Genomic DNA, 23,386 nt, shown 5'->3' on the forward strand with positions numbered 1-23,386 from the left:
ATTAATTCATCGCACAGTAGAGGGTTCTTCCATCAACAACACTCGCAGAAACCCTAATAGTTCCATGGACTTCCGCTTCGTTGAATACCAGATACTGACCCTCACGCTGAAAGGGGAATGCTAAAGGTAACAGAGTTGCCGCCTCAATGCCCTCACAAAAATTTTGTACTGGAACATCGAGTAATGGACTGCCACTCACTGACAAGTTACTAAATTGCGCGCTCATCCCTAAATAAGCTTGAGTCATTTCCTCTTGATAGGGCACCACATAAAAGCCAGAACGTACGTCACCCACATCGATAAAACTGCTGCTATCGCTCACGCTCGGCATAACCAATAACGGCACTTTCGGATCCTGCACATTCAACAACAACTGAGACAATTTTGCTTGAGTTGCAGGGTAATACGCTAGCATCTCCTGCAGCTGTTTCTTTTGTTTAGTGTCTTTCTTGTCTAGCGGGGATACTGGCTTTACGCGGTTCAGTAGTAAATCCACAGGCAACATACCCGACATGACCGACTCTTTCCACACATAAGGGTCTTGAGTGCTATCCAACAATATGCCCGCCAGAGCGCCAATATTTGCCGCCTCAGCCGTCCAACCAACCCACATCTTCTGCTGTTGATAATAGTCATACACATATTTTGTCAGTATTTGCTGATAACCAAGTAAAGTTTGATTTTGACTCAACACACGCGCACCAGCGACCAATTCCACATACTTAGCGCTGCCTTCAACGAGATCATTGATGTAACCGACTTTATCTTCATTCGGCGCAATTTGGCGCCATTGCTGCAACCAATAGGCTGCATAGCTAAGATGTAATGACTGTTGCTCGGGTTGTGCCAGCGCCGCCATTAAGGCATCAAATAACTGTAAACGATAATAGCGAGCATCGAAGTTGAGCGGAAAGACTTCGCCCTCATAACGCTTACCGTCTTCCAATACTCGCCATTCGGATTGGGCATAAAAATGGAAGGCTTCATGCAAGCCATTGCTCGCCCAGATTAAAAAAGCTAAATCCGTTGGCTTAGTGTCGCGAGTAAATTGGATGTTCGGCACTTCGAGCTGGATCAATACGCCTGGCTGGCCATTATATTGTGGAAAGCCGAAACTCACCGATAGACCCGAGTGCAGATTGACCGACTCTAACACACTGTTATCTTGGATTATTTCGCCACCAGGCTGTCGAAGCCAGACATTACCACCATAACTAAAGAGGTGTACTTTATCTTCAAGGCGAAAACCGGGCCACAAAGCTTCGCTCTGGCGACTATTCTGTGCCATAAAATCGAGGTAAAGACGGGCGAGTTGTTCCGGAGAGGCCTCATCGGCAAGCGCTGGGGTAGCGGCAGAGACACCTAAAAGCCATAGGATCACTACCATAATATTTTTCATTTATCTGCCTAAACAAACACAAGGGGTTTACAAAACAGCGCTAGCATATAGCGCAATCAAGCAATAGTGAAACATTTGCAAAAAAATATTTTTACCCCAGAAAATCTCAGTCAAAACCAAATCAACGACTCCTAATGAAATCATATTTTTAGCACAATTTTACATCACTTAGGCAATTGCGCTCGCAATAGGTTTAAGTCTTAGGTTCGCTCGGCATATCTCCAAACCACTGTGCGAGTTTATCCGCCGCAAGGGATTTCACTTCATCATCGATATATAAGGTCACCATAGTCAGGGCCGCGGCAAGGGCACCTAAATCATCGGTAAAGCCAACTAAAGGAGTCAGATCGGGAATTGCATCTAAAGGCAAAATAAAATACGCTAACGCGCCGTAGATGACTGACTTAGCCCACTTAGGCGTATTGGGTTGTTGCGCTGCATAATAAAGCCATAGTGCCCGCTCAATGACCTCTCTACCTGCTTGACGGCTAAAGAGTTTGATCTTGTTCCAAAATCCGCTGTCAGTAAATTGCTCATCCGCCATCATATTTCTCCAGTACCCTAAAGTTGTTTGGGTATACACCAATGCCACTTCACAGAGTACGACGATAAGCCGCTGGGGTCAGGCCAAATTGTTGCTTAAAACGTAAGGAAAACTTTTCCGCAGATTGATAACCACAGGCCAAAGCCACTTGTAATACTGGCTCGCTCGAATTCTGCAACATGGCTAAACCATGACAAAGCCGCACTTCTACCAGTAACTGCCTAAAACTGGTGTCTTCTAAGGCCAATTTACGCCTAAGGCTTGCCGTGCTCATGTGTAACTTGTCGGCAATATCCTCCTGCTGCCATGATGCCGAAGGACTCACACTCATCAAGGCCAAGGCCACTTGAGTCACGCTGCGTTGGGTGTGTCCATACAACCAGTTCACACTGCGTTTATCCGGCAAACTTAACAGTAACGCGGCCAAATAATGTAGTTGAACAGGATCGGCCAGAGACAAGGTCAAACTCTGTAATAGCGCATTCCAAGCTAAGTCCACAGCGCGTGATATGTTTTGGACTGGCATAGGGTCACGCCAATCGGTAGCACTTGATAAAATGCCTTGGGGTAAATCGTGGGGGAGTAATAACTGCACCGCCCGATAACGCCCAAGAAAAGGTCGATTAACAAAGCTAATATGCGAACCAGCAGGAATTAACAGTAACTGCCCTTGGCCTACTAAAACAGATTCATCTTGCCAGAGCAGAGACTTTTCACCATAGATAACCCGAATAATCGACGGCTGATGTACAGGGACTTGAGATAAAGATTGTGCCTGCTTCGAATCATATTCAAACATACGGATCATGACACCAGCCTAATTATCAATGGATTATCGATTATATACCGCAGTCAACTTGGCGTTGCCGAGCGCTTGTGCCCTGAGCATAAAGCCCAATAAGGCAGGGCTAGCGTCCTTTGGCAATTCTAAAGCACTGGGTAATGCCCACACAGTAAATTCATACCTGTGAACGCCATGACCTTGGGGCGGGCATGCGCCACCAAAATTTGTAGTGCCAAAATCGTTCTTCAAGGCAATGGCACCTTTGGGCAGTGCATCAACATGCGAGCCCGCACCTTGTGCGAGTGAAGTTTGCGCTAAGGGTAAGTTATATACGGCCCAGTGCCACCAACCGCTGCCCGTTGGCGCATCTGGATCATAAGCTGTCACTGCAAATGCTTTAGTTCCTGTGGGCACCTCAGTCCAAGTCAGTTGCGGTGAAGTATTTTCCCCTTGGCAACCAAAGCCATTAAACACTAATTGCGATGTCAGTTTATTGCCCTCGCTCATATCTTTGCTCGTTAATGTCATAGCACTTGCCTGCCCAACGAATAACCCAAGCACTAAACTCGCCCCTAACCACCCTTTATTCATGTCTATCTCCTATTCATGTTCGACCTGACTCACTTTACGTCAATCAAAAAAATAACATCTGCCCTAAAACGACAACTTTCTGCCCCAAATGCTCAAATGTGAGAAAAAAGTTATCATTTTTGCATTTTTCAAGCAGGAAAATGATTTTGTAACGAGAATATCTGCATAACAATGCAAATATGGAATGCGGTATAAATCAGAATGATGATTACAGCAGCCTTTAAATTAAGATTAGCTATTTTAAATAAGATATTTTATGCAAATAATATTATTTAAATAATGTTGACAATATTTACTTTCATAATTTAGATAAAGATACTTAAGCATGATTGACTCCATTTAATATTGATAAATTAAGTTAAATTGACGTGCTAATTATTTAAAAATAAGACATAGGTCATGATTTTATTTATAACTCGCATATAAACTTCATTACGTAATAAAAACCTAACCATTTTCTCTAAGTCATAATGGAGTCGTATATGAAGAGGAAATCTAAAATTATGGCGCATATCAGGCGCACACGGCATATCATGATGCCTAGTCAACGTGACTATTTCGATCATTCCTTTATCTTCCTCCGCTAACCTTAGCGTAGGTAGTAGGCCAATTAACAGGTCTAAAGTGCTATTGCCCTAATAGGCGCAAACACTTATCGTACTGTTTTCATTTGGTTTATTATCTAACACCTTAATCAAAGCATTCTTTTATCAGTGCAATTTTTCTGCGGCTAAGCTATTCATACGCTCAATAAATATATTTCTACTTATATTTATTTCGTAACTTTGGCATAACCACATTTAATCTGCGCACGGAATAGCTATATCTAATTTTCATACCATTAATGTTTTTAATTAGGTATAGGCACACTTGTATCTATTTTTTATAAAGTAAAAGGGAAATTAACTATGAAATCATTAAAAGTAGCCGCTAGCTTATCTGTTAGATCTTGTTTCGATATCGACAGAGAGGTTGTCAATGTATTAACCACAGATTTTTGCGATGTGGGCGCGGCTGTCGTCTCTGTTGATGATGTTAGAAATGGTATTGTTGAAAAGATTAAAAACACCGGATTGAAACTGCCCATTTTCGTTTCAGTTTGCTGTGAAGAAACCTTCCCTGATGATGTTTGCTCATCGATTACAGGGGTATTTGAACTCTGCGGTGATAACACTGACTTCTACGGAAAACAGGTTGAGACTGCAATAAGTAAATATGAACAAGCGCTATTGCCACCTTTCTTCGGTACGTTAAAAAAATACGTCGAAATGGGTAACTCTACCTTTGCCTGTCCTGGTCACCAAGGCGGACAATTCTTCCGCAAACACCCTGTGGGCCGCCAATTCTTCGACTTTTTTGGCGAAACAATTTTCCGCGCGGATATGTGTAATGCCGACGTGAAACTGGGTGATTTACTGATCCATGAAGGCGCTCCACTGGAAGCACAGAAATACGCTGCCAAAGTTTTTAATGCCGATAAAACCTATTTCGTACTTAACGGCACTTCGTCATCAAATAAAGTCGCGACTAATGCGCTGTTAGCGAAAGGCGACCTCGTGTTATTCGACCGCAATAATCACAAATCAAACCACCATGGCGCATTAATTCAAGCAGGTGCTACACCTGTTTATTTAGAAACGGCACGTAATCCCTTCGGATTTATTGGTGGCATTGATGCCCACTGTTTCCAAGAGTCCTATTTAAGAGAGCAAATTCGTGAAGTCGCGCCAGAAAGAGCCGATGAAAAACGCCCATTCCGCTTGGCGATAATCCAACTCGGCACCTATGACGGCACTATCTACAATGCTCGCCAAGTGATTGATAAAATTGGCCATCTTTGTGACTACGTCTTATTCGACTCGGCTTGGGTGGGTTATGAACAGTTCATCCCTATGATGAATGACTGCTCACCACTCTTGCTCGAACTAACTGCTGAAGATCCAGGCATTATCGTGACTCAATCGGTGCATAAACAGCAGGCAGGTTTCTCACAAACCTCGCAAATCCATAAAAAAGATAAACATATCAAAGGCCAAGATAGATATTGCAACCATAAACGCTTCAACAACGCCTTTATGATGCATGCCTCTACCAGTCCCTTCTATCCTTTATTTGCGGCGCTAGATGTAAACGCGAAAATGCATGAAGGCGCGAGCGGTCGTTATCTGTGGCGCGAAGCGGTAAAAGCGGGTATCGAAGCACGTAAGCTATTGCTCAAAAAGTGTAAATATATCAAACCATTCGTGCCAACAATGATCGACGGCCGCCTATGGCAAGACTATGAAACCGAACAAATGGCCGATGACTTACGCTTCTTCGAATTCGAACCTGGTCAGAAATGGCACTCCTTCGAAGGTTATGAAAAAGGCCAATACTTTGTTGACCCTTGTAAGTTCTTATTAACAACACCGGGCATAGATGCTGAAACAGGCAAATATACCGAATTTGGTATTCCAGCGACTATTCTGGCTAACTTCTTACGGGAAAATAATATTATTCCAGAGAAGTGCGACTTGAATTCGATTTTATTCCTGATGACACCTGCGGAAGATATGGCCAAGATGCAACATCTGGTATCACAAATATCTCGTTTCGAGAAATTAGTCGATGAAGATGCGCCATTATCTGAAGTATTACCTAACGTTTATAACGCCAATAAAGCCCGTTATAAAGACTATTCTATCCGTCAACTCTGCCAAGAAATGCACAATCTTTATGTCAGCCATGACGTAAAACAACTGCAGAAAGAAATGTTCCGTAAAGCACATTTCCCTACAAAAGTGATGGACCCGCAGGAAGCAAACCTAGAGTTTATTCGTGGCAAAGTAGAATTAGTCCCACTCTCGCAAATTGAAGGAAGAATTGCAGCAGAAGGCGCGCTCCCTTACCCACCAGGCGTGTTATGTATGGTGCCAGGTGAAATATGGGGCGGTTCTGTTCAACGTTATTTCCTTGCCCTTGAAGAAGGCATCAACCTATTACCTGGATTCTCACCAGAACTGCAAGGTGTTTATCTCGAAAATACCGCAGACGGCAAAATTCAAGCAATGGGCTATGTACTAAATAAATAATGAAGACTGACTGCAGAGTTTATTAACCCCACTCTGCAGTCAAATTCATGCCTCCTATAATAAGTCACCTAAATTAGGTTATTAGTATGAGTAAATCAGAAAATAAAATTGGCGTCGTCCAATTAACTATTATCACCATAGTCAACATGATGGGTTCGGGCATTATTATGCTGCCAACCCAATTAGCTCAAGTCGGTACTATCTCCATTTTATCTTGGTTAGTAACAGCTGCAGGGTCAACGGCCCTCGCCTTCGCCTTTGCTAAGTGCGGTATGTTCAGTAAAAAATCCGGTGGTATGGGCGGTTATGCCGAGTATGCCTTCGGCCGTTCTGGCAACTTTATGGCCAACTACACCTATGCCGTCTCGCTGTTAATCGCCAACGTCGCGATTGCCATCTCTGCCGTGGGTTACGCAGCCGTGTTGCTGGAAGTTAACTTAAGCCCGATGGCAATTTGTCTTGCGACCATTGGCGTACTTTGGTTGGCAACCATTGCTAACTTCGGTGGTGCCCGCATCACGGGTCGCGTCAGTAGCGTGACTGTGTGGGGGATTATTCTGCCTGTGATTGGCGTATCTTTAATTGGCTGGTTCTGGTTTGACATCGACCTCTATAAAGGCGCATGGAACCCGCATGATATGCCATTCTTCAAAGCCTTAGGCGGTTCTATCGCTATGACTTTGTGGGCGTTCCTCGGTTTAGAATCGGCCTGTGCAAACTCAGAAGCCGTCGATAACCCAGAAAAAAACGTACCTATCGCCGTGATGGGCGGAACCTTAGGTGCAGCAGTGATTTATATCGTTTCCACTAACGTCATTGCCGGTATTGTGCCAAACGCCGAGCTTGCCATGTCGAATGCGCCATTCGGTTTAGCCTTCGCACAAATGTTTAATCCTGTGGTCGGTAAAATCGTGATGGCCTGCGCCATTATCTCTTGTACTGGATCACTCTTAGGTTGGCAGTTCACTATTGCCCAAGTGTTTAAAGCCTCTGCCGATGAAGGATTTTTTCCTAAAATTTTCTCTAAAGTCAGTAAAGCCGATGCGCCAATTTGGGGCATGACTATTATCGTCTCGATCCAAACAGCGTTATCGCTGATGACCATTAGCCCATCACTGAGTAAGCAGTTCGAAGCACTCGTTAACCTCGCCGTCGTCACCAACATTGTGCCTTATATCTTATCTATGGCCGCGCTTGGCATAATGCAAAGACAGCAAAAAGTGCCTATCAATAAAGCCCGCGTTGCCAACGTGATCGCCGTAATCGGTGCGTTATATAGCTTCTACGCTCTGTACAGCTCTGGCGAAACCGCAGTGATGCTTGGCGCCATAGCCACCTTCTTCGGTTGGACTATTTTCGGCGTGATCTCAAACCAAGCGCCTGTTGCCGACACACGTCCAGCCTAAATACGGCTAACGCATGATCGGAAACAATTAATACCAACATCCACATCAAGACTAACGATAACTCTGGGATCATAGGCCAAGCCTATGATCCCCTGGAGAATACTTGCTCATTATCGGGGGATTTATGAATAAGACTTGTCTCGCTTTAGTGTTACCTATGCTATTAACGGCCACCAGCAGTCAGGCGGTTGAACTCTATAAAGATCAAAAAAACACATTAAATTTAACAGGTTGGTTAGGGTTTGCAGCATTAAATGACAGCCACGATACTTCAGTTATCGACGACTCGTCACGCCTAAGATTCAGCTTCGAACGGAGCGAGAAAAATGGCTGGACCGCTTTTGCTACCACAGAATGGGGGATCAACATGGTCTCCAGCGACGATGGGCTAGTGATGCAAGGGGGCAAACTCGCCGCCGAAAAAACCGATGATTTTCTCTATAACCGCTTAGGTTATGTTGGCATGTCCCATGATACATGGGGCAACCTGAGTTTCGGTAAACAATGGGGAGCCTATTACGATGTCGCAGGCACTACAGATTTACCGAACGTATTTGCAGGTTACAGCGTTGGCGCTTACACCTTCGGTGATGGCAGCCTCACAGGTACAGGCCGTGCCGATTCCGCATTCATTTACCGTAATAATTTAGGCCCAGTACAAATCGCCCTGCAATATGCCGCCAAAACCAATGGTGATGTCAGCCTAAAAAACGATGACGGTAGCGAGATGACCAACTCAGAACTGAGTTTTGACAGCAGCTACGGCGCCAGTATCACTTATACGGTAACCGATAAATTTAAGCTACTAGCAGGTTTTAACCGCGGTGATTTTGAAGGCCACTTAGGCAATACTCAAGTCGATGAAACCAATGAAATTATGGGCATTGGTGCCATGTATGGTGACTACTATCACTATGCCGAAGGACGTGAGGCCAACGGTCTCTATGTGGGCTTTAACGCTCACAAAAGTAAAAATAATGAGCTGGTCAACGGCGATCTCTACGACGCCACTGGTGCCGAGTTGATGACGGCCTATCAATTCGACAACGGTTTTGTGCCCATGGTTGTACTCAGTTATTTAGATTTAGACACAGATGCAGCTACGCCGATTCAAGGTCAATGGACTCGCCAATTTGCCATGCTGGGGCTGCATTATCGCTACAGTAACGACACTGTGATGTTTGCCGAGATGAAGCTAGATTTCAGTGATATGGATGATCCTGCACTTGAAGCACAGGAAGACAACAGCTTCGCAGTGGGGATTAACTACTTTTTTTAGGACTAAAGGAGATGTTAGCTAAGGTTTCTAAAGCGCTCATTCTACTTTGGCATTGCTTAGTCGCATGAAGCAGGACGATTTTGAGTAACAGTCTTTAGTGACAGTTCTAATCACATTTTGAGTTAAATCATGTTTAGCAGGATAGGCAGCTCGCGTCATCGCTCATATGCGTGAGCTTATTTGAGACTGAGGTGCGGCGCACGTTCCGTCTACAAACGCTCGCCGTAACACTCATTGGATGGTACCGCAGGCTTACCATTATCTCTACGCCACTCCAAGTTAGTTTCTGGAGTGGCTTTTTTTATAAAAAATTGAGCGGTTTAAGCCGATGTGCATTACGACTTTGCGCTTGACTTCAATGGCCAACGTTGACCTTACGCTTCGCCATTTATCGCCTGAATACAGCGCTGCACGACTTCTTCGAAAGTGCCATCTATGCTCACTTGGATAACGTCAGCTTCATCAGTCGCGGGCATTTCCAGCGTGTCGAACTGACTCTTGAGCAGCTCAATCGGCATGAAGTGGGCTTTTCTGGCAAACATGCGTTCTTTGACTAATTCAAAATCTCCGTATAGATGAATGAACACCAGCTTGCTGTTGTTCTGACGGATTAAATCACGATACTGGCGACGCAGTGCAGAGCAGACAATAACCCCCTGCTCCCCCTTTTGCTCAATGCTATACACAGCGTCGTTGATGCGCTCAAGCCAAGGAGCGCGATCGCTATCGTTGAGCGGTGAGCCAGATTTCATCTTGATAATATTGGCTCTAGGATGCAGATCATCACCATCAATAAATTTCGTCTCTAAAGCCTCTGCGACCGCGGCACCAATCGAAGATTTGCCACAACTAGAGACGCCCATGAACACATAGCTATTGCCTTTTTTTCTCTCAGTCACTTTGTTAACCTCATGCCAATTCCCGAATTTAGTCACTTCCCACTCTACCATATTACGGGTAACATGTTACCGGTAACCTACAAAAATGTGGACAACTTAACTAACAAGGAAAAGTCCTCTTATGTCTGATATGTCATTGATTCTGACAGCACTGGGTTCAATCGCCCTGCTACTGTTCTTAGTGATGAAAGTGAGATTACATGCAGTAGTATCACTGATACTGGTGTCGATCATTGCCGGCCTTTTCTCTGGTATGAACCCAGCTGATATTACCAATACGATTCAACAAGGTATGGGGGGAACACTGGGCTTTGTTGCGGTTGTGGTCGCTTTGGGAGCCATGTTTGGCCGGGTAATGGAAGAGACTGGCGCGCTAGATCAGATAGCCCATACACTGCTGAATAAATTTGGTAACGACAAAGCTCACTGGGCCATGACCTTTACAGGCTTTATCTGTGCGCTCCCCCTCTTCTTCGACGTTGCTGTGGTACTGCTGATTGGCATCGCCTTTGCCGTGGTTCGTAAAGGGGGCGGCAGCGTCGTTAAAATTGGTATTTCACTGCTCGCGGGTATTGCCACCTGTCAGGCATTTCTCATCCCTGCACCAGGGCCTATTTTGGTCGCTTCCCAGCTCAATGCCGACTTTGGCTACATGATAGTTTTCGGTTTATTGGCATCGATTCCGGCGATGATTCTAGGCGGTCCACTCTTTGCCAGCCTTATCTCCCAAAAAGTCCATGTTGAGCTGCCTGCCCACGAGCAGCAGGAAAAAGGTGAACGAGAAGGCGGACCGATCCCCTCATTCGCGCTATCAATCAGTATTGTGGTGTTCCCACTGCTGCTTATCGGTTTAAAGACAGTTGTGTCACGCTTTATTGATGAAAAATCCGATCTGCATAATTGGCTCGCCTTGATAGGTCATCCATTCACCGCCATTTTGCTAGCCTGTTTAATCGCATTCTATGTACTGGGCGTTAGACGCAATATTCCAAATGAGCGCATCATGGAAATCTGTAGCAGTTCGCTCCAACCTGCTGGGATCATTATTCTCGTCACCGGTGCTGGCGGCGTGTTTAAGCAAGTGCTGATTGACTCAGGTGTCGGCGATGCATTAGGCAATATGTTGGCAGGTTCGGGATTACCGATTGTAATACTAGCATTTATTTTGTCGGCTTCGGTGCGCGTGATCCAGGGGTCGGCAACCGTGGCCATGTTAACGGCTTGCGGCCTTATCATCCCAATACTTGAACCACTAAACTTAGATGGTGCTCAATTGGCGGCAATTACGATTGCCATTGGCGGTGGTTCGATTGTGCTCTCGCACGTCAATGACTCAGGCTTCTGGCTCGCTAACCGTTTTCTTGGATTGTCAGAAAAACAAACACTGCAAACTTGGACTGTAATGGAGACCATTATCGGTACGACGGGCGGCATAGTCGCAGTCATCATCTCTGCGTTTCTCTAACGATAACCTGTGATGACAAACATAAGTCGTTAAGCGAAAGAACGAGGGGAAGTCTACAGTGTTTCCCCTAAATCAATACGATAGCCAAGATCGATAACCGATTCTGCTATCTCTTTGCCATTTAGCCTGTCTAATAGCTCAGTGGCAGCAATTCGACCAATCTCTTTTCTTGGCGTAATAATGCTCGCCAATTTTGGCGTCATAGATTGGCCAATATCATGGCCATGAAACCCTGCAACGCCAATTTGTTCAGGGATCTTGATGCCTTGTCTTTGACACTCAAATATCACTCCCGCCGCTAAGTCATCGTTGGTGCAAAAAAAGCTATCCACATAGGGATATTTCGCTAATGTTTGTTGCAATAACGACGCCCCCAAGGAAAACGACGATGCCTCATTTGTGGTCATCGCCAAAGGTGTAAGCTGAGCCTCCTGCATCGCTAACTCGTAGCCTCGCATCTTAAGCTGAGTGCGAATATCCATGCGCGCACCTAAGTAAGCAATGTGGCGATAGCCTTGTGCAATCATGGCCTTAACCATTTCGCATGCGGCCGCTGTGTTATCGAAACCCACACACTGTTGAATCGAAGGCGACACACTATCCATCATTTCGATGACCGGAATGCCCGCCGTTTCAATCATTCGCACGGTACGCGGCGTGTGGTAACTTTCGGACAAGAGTAAGCCATCGATATTGTAAGAGAGCAGTGATGCCACCCGCTCTTCTTCTAATTCAGCCTGATACCCGTAGTGAGCCAGCATGGTTTGATAACCGCGTTTGCCGGTCACATTCTCGATACCGCGCAGCACTTCAGCAAATACTTGGTTGGTTAACGAAGGCACTAACACGCCAATGGCGCGACTGGTTGCTTGCGCTAAAATTTCCGGCGCGCGATTAGGAATATAACCTAAGGTTTCTAGTGCGACAGCAATCTTCTCTTGAGTGCTTTGCGCCACCCTTGTTGGATTTTTTAAATAGCGACTCACCGTCATTTTGGTGACCCCAACTTGATCGGCAACGTCTTGAAGACTGGGTCTACGCTTTTTATTCATAGTATCTAATGTTAGTTAACGAACCGCGGATATGGGTGAGATGTATAGCTAAAATATCGAATATAAACAAATAGTAGACATAAACATCAGACAGGGATCTTATAATAGTTCGCCCAGCGATACCAGTTGAGGACTATTTTAGCGGAATGACCATGCTAGCTAGGCCACTCCAAACCATATCTGGAGCAGCCTTTAAACATTATTTGTGATGGCGAAAAGTGTTACTTAGCCTGTTGGCGACCCTGAGAGGGCTTTCCTGCAGATTTGCCACCCGTTTTTGATGGGCTTCCGCCTTTAGCACTGCTGTTCGCTTGAGCGCCGCCGGCCTTAAAACCAGACTGGCCGAAGGGCGCCTTCGCTCCCGGACGGCTCGAATGGACTCCACTGGGTTTAGATCCCGTTGGCTTAGTGCCATTCGCGGCTGGTTTTCCGCCTTTAGCAGCGGGTTTTGACTCAGCACCAGCCTGAGCTTGCGCGCCGCCTTTCGCTGCACTTTTAGATTTACCGTCGCCCTTGCGGTCATCAAACTGATTGCCCGAGAAGCGAGTAAAGGCTTTTTGGCCTTGGTTAGCATCTTTCATCCACTTAGGTCCGCGCTCATTTCGACCCTCTGGCGGCACTAACTGATGCGGACTATTACCGATCAAGTCTTCACGCCCCATGGCGGTTAAGCCTTCACGGATCAATGGCCAACCCGCAGGATCGTGATAACGCAGCAATGCTTTGTGCAAGCGACGTTGGCGCCCTTTCTTCGGTACAGATACCACTTCGCTGGTGTGCTTGACGTTTTTCAGCGAGTTTAACTCGGTATGATAAATCGTGGTCGCATTCGCCATCGGTGACGGATAAAAATTCTGTACTTGGTCGAGCTTGAACTTACGCTCCTTCAACCACAACGCTAAGTTCACCATGTCTTCGTCGGTCGTGCCTGGATGGGCCGAAATAAAGTAAGGGATCAGGAACTGCTCTTTGCACGCTTCCTTAGAAAACTTATCGAACAATTCTTTAAACTTATCGTAGGCGCCCATGCCGGGCTTCATCATCTTGCTGAGCGGACCTTCTTCGGTATGCTCAGGGGCGATTTTTAAGTAGCCGCCCACATGGTGCTGCACTAACTCTTTAACATAAGCCGGATCTTCGATCGCCAAGTCGTAACGCACGCCAGAGGCGATCAATACTTTCTTGATGCCAGGTACCGCACGCGCAGCGCGATACAAGTCGATTGTATGTTTATGATCTGTGCCTAAGTGGCCGCAAATCGATGGAAACACACAAGAAAGACGACGACAGGTTTTTTCAGCCTTTTCGCTGGTACAACCTAAACGATACATGTTGGCGGTTGGGCCGCCTAAATCGGAAATCACCCCAGTAAAGCCTGGCACTTTATCCTGAATATCTTTGATTTCTTTAACAATCGACTCTTGTGAACGACTCTGAATGATTCTGCCCTCATGCTCGGTAATCGAGCAGAAAGAACAGCCACCAAAGCAACCACGCATGATGTTGATAGACGTCTTGATCATGTCATAGGCAGGGATTTTTTCCTTGCCGTAAATCGGATGAGGAATACGCTGATAGGGTAAATCGAATACCGCATCCATCTCATCGGTATTGAGCGGCCATGCGGGCGGATTCACCCAAACGGCGCGGTCGCCATGGGGTTGAAATAACGCACGGGCACAACCTGGGTTTTGCTCTTGGTGCAAAATCCGTGAAGCATGGGCATATAAATATTTGTCTTCGGACACTTTTTCAAACGCTGGCAGCAGCACATAGGTTTTATCCCATGGCTTAGGTTTAGGCGGCTGAACGCTAATTGGCTTAGGGGCTTCGTTATCGAATATCTTCACATCCGACGGGCCAGACAAGTTAGCACAACCCACATCATCGGCGCCGTAAGGATTCGGCAGCGGCTCTATCTTGTGCAGTTGGTCAATCTTGCGCGAGTCCATACCGCGCCATTCGGGCAGTGGCTCTTTACGGATAACAGCTGTGCCACGCACATCGTGCAACGAGCTTATCGGTTCACCGGCGGCTAAGCGGCGTGCCACTTCAACTAAAGGACGCTCGGCATTGCCGTACATCAGAATGTCGGCCTTGGCATCGAAAATTACACTGCGGCGTACTTTATCCGACCAATAATCGTAATGGGCGATGCGGCGCAAACTAGCTTCAATACCGCCAATGATCACAGGCACATCTTTAAAGGCTTCTTTACATCGCTGGGTGTACACAGTCACGGCGCGATCTGGGCGCTTGCCACCAATATCACCCGCGGTATACGCATCGTCAGAACGTAAACGACGATCTGCGGTGTAACGGTTGATCATCGAATCCATGTTGCCGGCGGTGACGCCAAAAAACAGATTTGGACGACCCAATTGCATAAAGGCTTCTTTGCTCGACCAATCTGGCTGGGAAATAATGCCGACTCGGTAACCTTGGGCCTCTAACATACGGCCGATCACTGCCATGCCAAAGCTTGGGTGATCCACATAAGCGTCGCCTGTGACTATGATGATGTCACAGCTATCCCAACCAAGCTTATCCATCTCCTTGCGAGACATAGGTAAGAAAGGCGCAGTGCTGTCGCCCGTGGCCCAATACTTGGGATGACTAAAGAGTGTGGATTCAACTTGCATGGATTGTGACCCGAAAACGTAATGTCAAATAAAGGCGCCACGAAAATAAGTTACGCCAATTTAGGGACGCGGAGTATAGCAGGGAATGGAGGATAGATGCGATTAAAAAAACACCACTCGAGGCATTTTCAGGGGGATTTGAGCCAGAAGCGTAATACCCCTAAATCCGCTATGGATATGGCTTAGGGCGGAATTGACCGCCCAAACCTGCGAGCCTAGAGACCCTTTCCTAAACCTTGAGCAAAATGCAGCAAATTCACCAGCGCCAAACTGATAATCACTAGCCAAGTGAGCAATACGCCCCAAAAACGACCAAAATGGTAACCACCTTGGCCTTGAGTTAAGCCAATAGCATGGAGTAAGCGCGCCACTATCCACACAGTCCCAAAACAGTGTAAATAAAATGCAGGCAAGCCACCCGCTTCGGCCACCAGCATTAAAATCAATACGATAGGCGCATTTTCGATCAGGTTAACATGCACTCGATTAGCCAAAGCTAAGGTGCTGTTACCACCATCCCCTAGGCCGATTTTCTGACCTCGCCTTAATTTAACTACTCGATAAGCCAAAGCGACAATTAATAGCCCTGTGAGGCTAGCGTAAAGACCCGTTATCATCAAAGACATGCCTATTTCCCCTTATCAAAAAGCTGACTATAGCCCGAGCTGCAAAAAATCAGCAATTTATTTGTATTAAGGTTAAAAGCCATTAACCTTTTATAGACAAGATAGGTTAATATGCGCGCGTCATTCCCTACAACTTTTTATACAGTGAATACCCCGATTGGATAACGACGAGTTTATCGAAAAACGCAGATTTATCATAAAGCTAGGCAAAGCCTTGCATAAGTTTGGCACACCCGCTTATCGTCTAGAAACCCACTTACAAACCGTTGCTCGCACCTTAGGTATCGAAGGCTATTTCCTTATTTCTCCGACGTCGATGACCTTCGTTTTGCAACATGATACCGATCAAGAATATAACCATGCCGCTCGAGTTAAGCCCGGTGAACTCGATTTAGGCTCACTCGCCCGCACCGATGAATTGGTCGATGAGTTAACCTCAGGTAAACGCACTTTGGCCGAGGCCTTAGATCGCTTAGAAGAAATTGCCAATAAACCCAATCCCTATGGCCCTGTATTAACTTGCTTTTCTTTTGGAACTTCTGCCGCCGCTTTCGCTATGCTGATGGGCACGGGTTGGAACGATGTATTTTGGTCAGGATTATTAGGCTTATTCGTCTATGGCTTGGTATACCGTGCCGAACGCTCGGCCCGCATGGCCGAAGTGCTCGAACCCTTCGCCACTATCCTTTGCGCAATCGCAGCCTGTGGCATAGCGCGTATTGATCCTAATATTAATATCCCAGTAGTGATCCTCTCCTCCATTATTATTTTTATTCCCGGCTTAGCCTTAACCTTAGGTTTAGCTGAACTCGCCGCACGGGATTTAATTTCTGGCACGGCGCGCATCATGGATGCGAGCATGCAATTATTTAAGCTGTACTTTGGCGCAGTGCTCGGCATGGCAATCGGTAAAGCTATGTTCGGCGAAGCGATTCACATAGAACCTGAGGGTTTACCTCGCTGGGCAATTTGGTCGGCGGTTCCGATTCTATCTATGGCGCTGGTTTTTATTTTCAAAGCAAGGATGCAAGATTCGCCTTGGGGCGTATTGGCTGGGATAGTGGCGTTTTTCTCAGCCATGCTCGGCGGACATTATTTTGGTGATTCGGTGGGGATCTTCTTTGGTGCCTTAGCAGTAGGAATTTATTCTAACCTCTTCGCCCGCTGGATGAAGGCGCCAGCCTCCATCGCCCTGTTGCAGGGAATAGTGATCTTAGTCCCCGGCAGTAAAACCTATATCGGACTCAATGCACTGATCTCAGGAGAGACCATGCTCAATCAGTCGCACATAGGCTCGCAAATCTTTTTGATTTTTATGTCGCTGATTGCGGGGCTCATCTTTGCTAACGTCGCTGTCCCACCTAGGCGTACACTGTAACAATCGCTAATCCGGCTGGAGCCCGCGCCCAGCCGCTACCTCAAGATAATCTTAAGCTAACCTTAAGTAAAATAAGAAACTTATTAAAATGTTTCCTTGACTAACACTCGTTTTCCATGTGTTATTAAATTGTGAATTGCAACGTGAAATTGTTTTCGCTGCAGTCGTCGATTTCATGGGAGTGGCCTTTTATGCAGAAATTTTTTCAGTATGCATGCATCCTATCTTGTTGTGTTGGCAACCTAATCAGGATTGCCCAAGCAGAAGAGGCTAAGCTCGCCGATCCCGCAAACCAAGATCAAACCAAACAAAAAGTCAGCAAGATTGTGGTGGTCAATAACCCCATTTTTGATGAGTCAGATCCCGATGCTTTTTTCATTCACCGCTGGGCTAACGCCCTGCATATCAATACCAAAGAATATGTGGTTCTCGATAATCTAACCTTCAGCGAAAATGATACTGTCACACAAAAAGATCTCGACGAATCCCAACGACTTTTGCGGGCAATGCCTTACATTCGCGATGCGAAAATTTATATCGCAGAAAAAGATCCCCAAGCCGATGTCGATCCATCCGTTGAGTCCGTGGTGGTGGAGACCTGGGATAATTGGTCATTATTACCGACAGCGAGTTTGAGTAGTTCAGGTGGCGACACCCGTTACTCCTTCGGGCTCAAAGAAGACAACTTGCTTGGAACGGGGATCCGCACTCGACTTAAATATCAATCCAATGAATCCCGGAATGGCTATAAATTTGCTTTCGAAGCGCCGCTCAGCATTATTGAACACGGCACAGTTGCCGCTGAGTTCTACGACAATAGCGACGGCCAAGCTAAACACGTTTATGTGAGTAAGCCCTTCTATTCCCTCAATACGAGTACCATGTATTCGGCGGAGTTTTTAGACGATAACCGTACAGATACCCTCAGACAAAATGGGCAAGAGGTGAATGAGTTCACACACACAGTCGACTATCTCAATCTGCAATATGGCTGGTTAATTAATAAAAACAGTCAGCACCTTTCTCGCTTTATTACTGGTGTCACCCAAGACAAGCACGAGTTTGCCCATTCTGAGCGCTATCCTACGTCCATGCTCCCTCAAGACAGGGACTTTATGTACCCTTGGGTCGCGTACGAGTTTATCGAAGATGATTTCCACGTACTGAATAATGTTCACCTGATCACCAATAATGAAGACTTTAACTTAGGTTGGCATCACTATGTGCAATTCGGCATAGAAACCAATGATATAGGTGATAATAATCCCTTAGGCTACCACGTTAACTGGCAAAGCACTGGCGGGTATAAGTTTAACGATCAACTGTGGCTGTTAGAAATGGGGGGAACAAGCACTATCGGCACCACTCAAAAAGATACTTATAAGGTCGATGTTCAAGCCGAATACTTCTATCAAATTCATCCTAAGTGGACGGCTTATGGCAAAGCTTGGGCTAGCCTTTCACAGAACACTTATCTGGATCTAACAAAAGGATTAGGGGATGAAACTGGCGTGCGCGGTTATCCAAACGAATACCAACAAGGGGATAATCAGTGGTTACTGACCGCCGAGATACGCAACTACCCCAATATCAACTTATACCAACTGGCTGAATTAGGCTGGGCAGTCTTTGCCGATCTGGGTCAAGCTTCCGGCGGCCAACTCGCCGAGAATAACGAAGTCAGCGGTCCACTGGGTAGCATAGGCATAGGCGCGCGGATTTATTCCTCTCGATCCAGCTATGGCAACGTAGCCCATATTGATTTTTCACTCCCTTATACGGGCGGCGAGTCAGTAAACAGCTGGGAATGGCGATTCCTAGTGAAAAGCAGTTTTTAAACCTAAGGTACATAATAATCGTATGAACTATGTACTTTTTAAGACAATCCTTGGCGCCTTGTGACCTAAAATAATCCTGACGCTATCAGCCTAACCTCCTGTTCAACCCTCTGTACCAAAAGAGCATCAGCCAATATAGGTGAGCCACAATTAAAGGGAGGTTTAGGATCATATTCAAACAATAACTGCAGTGTTTTAGCCTGTTGTTCACCCTCTATATTGGCAATGAGTGCCAAAGCAAAATCAAGCCCTGCAGTAATACCGCCGCCACTGATCCGATTACGGTCAATCACAATACGTTTATTTTCAAAGGTAATTTGAGGATATTGTGCCAATACTGAAGCATAAGCCCAGTGAGTGGTCGTGCGATAACCATTAAGTAAACCTGTTGCCGCAAGAATCAAGGCACCAGTGCATACAGATGTAATGTATTGCGCTTGCTCCCCCTTGCGTTTTAAGAAAGAAATGACTTTCTCATCCTGTATTTGCGCCAAAGGATTTGCGCTCCCAGGCACTAAAAGGATATCTATCGGCGGACAATTATCGAAATCGTAATTAGGCTGTAAGTTAACGCCCGCATCACAGGGTAATAGCGTGCTGGTTTTCGCAAAAGTGAAGGTTTCAAATGATGGCACAAAGGCTAAAAACTGTAGTGGCCCATAGGCATCGAGCATCGTCATGCCGGGATAAAGGAAAATACCTACTCTTAATTTGTGCTTGATTGGATTATTTGTTTGGTCACTTTGAGCCGCTTCAATATTTTCACTCATCATAGATTCTCCATCGGTAGTGACAATTTCAGGTAACACTGTCGTTGCAGTTAACCCTATGACCGTCACTATAAAGCCCATTATTCCCAACCATCAGGCACAAACTCGCCCGAATGTTTCAAATGGTACACCTGAACCTATCTGTTCCACTTAAGCAAAAATCACAACACAAGAGCCATTGAGGCTAATGTATAATCAAACGCCTGAATTGAATTTGGAGCAAAATCCAGTATGCACACCAAGCCCCACATGCGCATAGAACAAAGCCCACGAGCGATGCTCAAGGTTCTCCACGTTTTCAAGGAAATGCTTAAACAACAAGATTATCGTGATATTGCAGTGGCAGATATTGCGCACAAAGCCGATGTCGGGCGCACGACGTTTTATCGCTACTTCAAACGCAAGCTGGATATTCTTATTGCACTACATCAAAATATTTTTGAAAATATCTTTGAAGATCTACGGTCAACCGAAGACTGGCTTTCAACCAACACACCACCCTCATTGGAAAAACTGCTTATTACTTTTAGCCGAAACAGCATGTTTCGCCGTTCCATGTCATTTAGACTAGGTAGCGACCTCGATGCAGCAACTAAACAATTACAAACTAAACTTGTGCAACATATTGAAAATAAATTGATCAACACCTTCAACACTGACGAATTTATTATTCCAAGCTACACATTAGCCCATAGCATAGCAGCTCTTTATTTAAGCCAAATTCAACAACTTATCGCCAGTCCCACACCTTGTCCTATACAACAAGCAAAATACTTACACTTACTGACTCGAGGCATGATTGTAGCAGCATTGACGACAACTAATAGCAGCGAAACCCATACCAATGGAAATCATTAAGGTAGAAATCACGGCATTTACATCATTCTCAAGCGATGAGTTTGGTAATCCAACGCAAGCCAAAAGTGCTACGCAGTAGTTTAACAGTGCTGTTGTGGCGCATTTGAAACAGGCAGCCAAGGCTAAAACTGACGATTAAACCTGGTGTCGACCCTATAAAATCACGACTGCTTTGCGCTAATTGTAGTTTCCTCATCAGTAACAAATCATGCTGCAACTGGCCTTGTTCCGTCAGCACAGTCAGCTTCAACTGCTGTTTTTTAAGTAACTGTTGAATTAGCATAGTCGCGCCTCCTATTTTTGATGTTCCGACTCTCGAGTCGAGAGCAAAAGCTGTAATTGCTGCCAAGTCTTCGAAAAGCCAGTTTGTGACAGCACATAGCCAAGGCTACGCCAACACCAAAGCAATAAAACAAACTGTAGCACCACCAAAGCGATCACCGAGGCCAATAACGAACCGCTCAATTGAAACAGCATATAGCCCAACAGCAATAAAATACTGCCCCAGAATAACGTAATGCCAGTACCAAAACAGACGACTAAAGCCGCAGCGATAATCAGGCTACGCCCTGTTAACTGCCATTCTGCCGTTGCTATTTTCCCGGCCAACTTCAACTGCTCGAGATAGGCTTGCTTCACTGAACTGCTAAGAACAGCTATTTCAGCCAGTTGCTCCATTGCCTGATCAATAACTTTATGCTGGGCAGCAGCTGATGCTGTCTGCCCAGTTTTGGCGGTTTGCGCACTATGCTGGACGGGCCTTTGTTCTGGCGCCTCTGACCTTGCACGGTTTTGCATAAATCCACCTTAGCGACGGCGCAATAAAGCCGTTAATACCACGCCAGCGGCAAAGGCAATCCCAGCAGTAGCCAATGGATTTTGCGCTGCCAACTCACGGGTTTTGCTATAAGAACTTTGCAGTTGTAATTTGATTTCCTCCTGCTTGAGCGCCAGAGTTTCCTGTGAGCTAGCTGCCGTTTTACGCAAAGTGTCTTCTGCAACTGCGGCTTTCTCTGCTACTACATCAACAGCATGGTGCGTCACTTCAGTTGCTTTCGCTGTTGTGGGTGAATTTAAAGCACCGCTATCTTTACTGTTAGTTTGTTCTGCTACGCTTTTTGAACTGGCCATAGAAAGCCTCCTTGGTGAACACTGTGCAATGCAACAAGATGCTGCACTTTGCGTACAAACCAATGCAATGGCTATACCAAACAATATAAATGCATAAAAACAAAAGGTTATAACTACTTTATTTCTATTAACTCTCTCAGTTAACGGTAGATGTTACCTGCATTGAGTAATTTTTACCTGCGACGAAGAAGGACTAAAAATAGCTATAATGGCGGCTAAACTGAAAGCGAAATAAGCGATAGACTGAAGGGACGGGAGAACGAGATAACTCTGATTTTTTAATGAGTTAATCAAATAAAATTTATCATTACTGTATAAATTAAAAAACAAAAAGCCCGTTTGTCATTACGACAAACGGGCTTTTTGTTGAATGAGGTGAGTTGGCCGATAAGCCGGGTCCTGTCTTGGACAGTCATTCATCTAGGCCTGCAATCGCTCACAGGCTCAAGCGACCTACCCGGTTCCAACGCGAGCCACGCCATACGGAACCCTATTTGGTCTTGCTCCGGGTGGAGTTTACCTTGCTACGAACTATTGCTAGCCGCACGGTGCGCTCTTACCGCACCCTTTCACCCTTACCGACCTGATAAATCAGGCAGGCGGTCTACTCTCTGTTGCACTTGTCGTCGGTTCGCACCGCCCAGGCGTTACCTGGCACCCCGCTCTTTGGAGCCCGGACTTTCCTCCCCGTTCTTGCGAACGCGGCGACTGTCTGGCCAACTCGGCGCGGATTATAGCCTAAGCCACCCTGATGCACCACAGATAATCCGCTCGTAACCGTTTTAGCGCTTATAAATCAGACTCTAGGCCGTATTTATACAGAGCATTCTTTTTAAGTCCATGAATTTGCGCGGCAATTGCTGCGGCTTTCTTCAATGGCAATTCCTCACATAAGAGTTTGAGCGTATTAATGGCGACGGTGGGAATCGCTTCGTCATCACTCAAATGGTAGCCATGCACCATAAGCACGATTTCACCCTTCTGCTGATTCGGGTCAGTACTTACGGTGGCAAGCACCTCTGAGACAGGGCCAGATAAAAAAGTTTCGAAGGTTTTGGTCACTTCACGCGCCATGACGACGTGGCGTTCGCCACCAAGCACTTCAACCATAGTCGTTAGACTGTGCTCAATGCGGTGGGGTGATTCATAAAATATCAGCGTGCGCGGATCTTCTTTCAATGCTAATAACTTATCAGCGCGGGCTTTTTCTTTAGAGGGCAGAAAACCTTCGAAAGAAAAACGGTCCGATGGCAAACCCGAGGCGCTCAGGGCGGTAATTGCCGCGCAAGGGCCGGGCAAAGGGATCACATTAAACCCAGATTGGCGCACATGGGAGACCAAGTGATAACCCGGATCGGAAATCAACGGGGTACCCGCATCTGAAATTAATGCAATCGACAGCCCAGCTGCAAGCTGATCGACAATCCACTGGGCACGAGCACGCTCGTTATGATCATGCAGCGCCGTAGTTTTTGTAGTAATACCAAAGTGGCTCAATAACTTACCGCTGTGGCGAGTATCTTCACAGGCGATCAATGAAACCTGATTCAGCACCTCTATTGCCCGTGAGCTCATATCGCCCAAATTACCTATGGGAGTAGGAACTATGTAGAGTGCGACGCTTTGGTCCATATATACCTCTGTAATGACAGT

At 46.0% G+C, this 23,386-nt stretch carries 21 protein-coding genes and 1 other RNA gene; 8 read left to right on the forward strand and 14 right to left on the reverse strand.

The window, feature by feature from the left end:
* Position 1: 1 nt before the first annotated feature.
* The 4 genes from L5M51_RS18525 to L5M51_RS18540 form a co-directional block, all read right to left on the reverse strand.
* Entirely contained in the window at positions 2-1,399 is a 1,398-nt protein-coding gene (locus L5M51_RS18525; protein ID WP_263174051.1) for a hypothetical protein, read from the reverse strand.
* A gap of 193 nt (positions 1,400-1,592) precedes the next feature.
* Entirely contained in the window at positions 1,593-1,943 is a 351-nt protein-coding gene (locus L5M51_RS18530) for a YkvA family protein (protein WP_263174141.1), read from the reverse strand.
* Between the two features lie 49 nt (positions 1,944-1,992).
* Positions 1,993-2,751: a helix-turn-helix transcriptional regulator gene (locus L5M51_RS18535; protein WP_263174052.1), complete on the reverse strand. Its 759-nt coding sequence runs from the start codon at positions 2,749-2,751 to the stop codon at positions 1,993-1,995.
* 24 nt (positions 2,752-2,775) lie between these two features.
* A complete protein-coding gene (locus tag L5M51_RS18540) occupies positions 2,776-3,318 on the reverse strand; it encodes a YbhB/YbcL family Raf kinase inhibitor-like protein (RefSeq protein ID WP_263174054.1) in 543 nt (180 codons plus the stop codon).
* Positions 3,319-3,821: 503 nt separating this feature from the next.
* Between L5M51_RS18540 and speFL the strand changes: the two genes are divergently transcribed.
* The 4 genes from speFL to L5M51_RS18555 all read left to right on the forward strand — a co-directional run bounded on the left by speFL (position 3,822) and on the right by L5M51_RS18555 (position 9,074).
* Positions 3,822-3,905 carry a leader peptide SpeFL gene (speFL, locus tag L5M51_RS22855; protein WP_224022194.1) on the forward strand — a complete coding sequence of 28 codons (84 nt, stop codon included), beginning with the start codon at positions 3,822-3,824 and terminating at the stop codon, positions 3,903-3,905.
* Positions 3,906-4,226: 321 nt separating this feature from the next.
* Positions 4,227-6,389, forward strand: a complete 2,163-nt coding sequence (gene speF, locus L5M51_RS18545; RefSeq protein WP_105250508.1) for an ornithine decarboxylase SpeF — start codon at positions 4,227-4,229, stop codon at positions 6,387-6,389.
* Positions 6,390-6,475: 86 nt separating this feature from the next.
* Complete coding sequence (gene potE, locus L5M51_RS18550) at positions 6,476-7,795, forward strand: putrescine-ornithine antiporter (RefSeq protein WP_105250509.1); 1,320 nt, start codon at positions 6,476-6,478, stop codon at positions 7,793-7,795.
* A 124-nt stretch (positions 7,796-7,919) separates the two neighbouring features.
* The gene (locus L5M51_RS18555) at positions 7,920-9,074 is read left to right on the forward strand and encodes a porin (RefSeq protein WP_263174055.1); all 1,155 of its coding nucleotides are present in this window, start codon (positions 7,920-7,922) and stop codon (positions 9,072-9,074) included.
* A 374-nt stretch (positions 9,075-9,448) separates the two neighbouring features.
* On the opposite strand, the gene L5M51_RS18560 is transcribed toward L5M51_RS18555, so the two are convergent.
* The gene (locus tag L5M51_RS18560; protein WP_263174056.1) at positions 9,449-10,009 is read right to left on the reverse strand and encodes a gluconokinase; all 561 of its coding nucleotides are present in this window, start codon (positions 10,007-10,009) and stop codon (positions 9,449-9,451) included.
* Between the two features lie 85 nt (positions 10,010-10,094).
* On the opposite strand from L5M51_RS18560, the gene gntU reads away from it, so the two are divergent.
* Positions 10,095-11,438, forward strand: coding sequence for a gluconate transporter (gene gntU / locus L5M51_RS18565; RefSeq protein WP_263174057.1), 1,344 nt, complete (start codon positions 10,095-10,097; stop codon positions 11,436-11,438).
* Positions 11,439-11,491: 53 nt separating this feature from the next.
* Here gntU and gntR read toward each other — a convergent pair whose 3' ends face one another.
* From gntR to L5M51_RS18580, 3 genes are all read right to left on the reverse strand, one after another.
* On the reverse strand, positions 11,492-12,490 hold the full coding sequence (gntR, locus tag L5M51_RS18570; protein WP_168826035.1) for a gluconate operon transcriptional repressor GntR: 999 nt from the start codon (positions 12,488-12,490) through the stop codon (positions 11,492-11,494).
* 221 nt (positions 12,491-12,711) lie between these two features.
* Positions 12,712-15,132 (reverse strand): YgiQ family radical SAM protein, encoded by a 2,421-nt coding sequence (locus L5M51_RS18575; protein ID WP_263174059.1) that lies wholly within the window; start codon positions 15,130-15,132, stop codon positions 12,712-12,714.
* A gap of 215 nt (positions 15,133-15,347) precedes the next feature.
* Positions 15,348-15,758, reverse strand: coding sequence for an MAPEG family protein (locus L5M51_RS18580; protein WP_263174061.1), 411 nt, complete (start codon positions 15,756-15,758; stop codon positions 15,348-15,350).
* A 157-nt stretch (positions 15,759-15,915) separates the two neighbouring features.
* Here L5M51_RS18580 and L5M51_RS18585 point away from each other — a divergent pair, with 157 nt between their 5' ends.
* Positions 15,916-17,136, forward strand: coding sequence for a threonine/serine exporter ThrE family protein (locus L5M51_RS18585; protein ID WP_105250515.1), 1,221 nt, complete (start codon positions 15,916-15,918; stop codon positions 17,134-17,136).
* A 191-nt stretch (positions 17,137-17,327) separates the two neighbouring features.
* A complete protein-coding gene (locus L5M51_RS18590; RefSeq protein ID WP_263147632.1) occupies positions 17,328-18,974 on the forward strand; it encodes a hypothetical protein in 1,647 nt (548 codons plus the stop codon).
* A gap of 65 nt (positions 18,975-19,039) precedes the next feature.
* Here the strand turns inward: L5M51_RS18590 and L5M51_RS18595 are convergent, their stop codons facing one another.
* Entirely contained in the window at positions 19,040-19,825 is a 786-nt protein-coding gene (locus L5M51_RS18595; RefSeq protein ID WP_263174063.1) for a DJ-1/PfpI family protein, read from the reverse strand.
* Between the two features lie 150 nt (positions 19,826-19,975).
* Here L5M51_RS18595 and L5M51_RS18600 point away from each other — a divergent pair, with 150 nt between their 5' ends.
* Complete coding sequence (locus L5M51_RS18600; protein ID WP_219234835.1) at positions 19,976-20,602, forward strand: TetR/AcrR family transcriptional regulator; 627 nt, start codon at positions 19,976-19,978, stop codon at positions 20,600-20,602.
* Between the two features lie 28 nt (positions 20,603-20,630).
* On the opposite strand, the gene L5M51_RS18605 is transcribed toward L5M51_RS18600, so the two are convergent.
* From L5M51_RS18605 to rsmI, 5 genes are all read right to left on the reverse strand, one after another.
* Positions 20,631-20,885, reverse strand: coding sequence for a hypothetical protein (locus tag L5M51_RS18605; protein ID WP_263174065.1), 255 nt, complete (start codon positions 20,883-20,885; stop codon positions 20,631-20,633).
* 11 nt (positions 20,886-20,896) lie between these two features.
* On the reverse strand, positions 20,897-21,400 hold the full coding sequence (locus L5M51_RS18610) for a hypothetical protein (RefSeq protein WP_219234833.1): 504 nt from the start codon (positions 21,398-21,400) through the stop codon (positions 20,897-20,899).
* A 9-nt stretch (positions 21,401-21,409) separates the two neighbouring features.
* Positions 21,410-21,733 carry a DUF883 C-terminal domain-containing protein gene (locus tag L5M51_RS18615; protein ID WP_105250521.1) on the reverse strand — a complete coding sequence of 108 codons (324 nt, stop codon included), beginning with the start codon at positions 21,731-21,733 and terminating at the stop codon, positions 21,410-21,412.
* A gap of 372 nt (positions 21,734-22,105) precedes the next feature.
* An RNA gene (rnpB, locus tag L5M51_RS18620) (RNase P RNA component class A) lies at positions 22,106-22,457 on the reverse strand.
* Positions 22,458-22,522: 65 nt separating this feature from the next.
* Positions 22,523-23,365 (reverse strand): 16S rRNA (cytidine(1402)-2'-O)-methyltransferase, encoded by an 843-nt coding sequence (gene rsmI / locus L5M51_RS18625; protein ID WP_105250522.1) that lies wholly within the window; start codon positions 23,363-23,365, stop codon positions 22,523-22,525.
* Between the last annotated feature and the right edge of the window lie 21 nt (positions 23,366-23,386).

The organism is Shewanella sp. SM73, assembly GCF_025653795.1.
Taxonomy (GTDB): domain Bacteria; phylum Pseudomonadota; class Gammaproteobacteria; order Enterobacterales; family Shewanellaceae; genus Shewanella; species Shewanella oncorhynchi.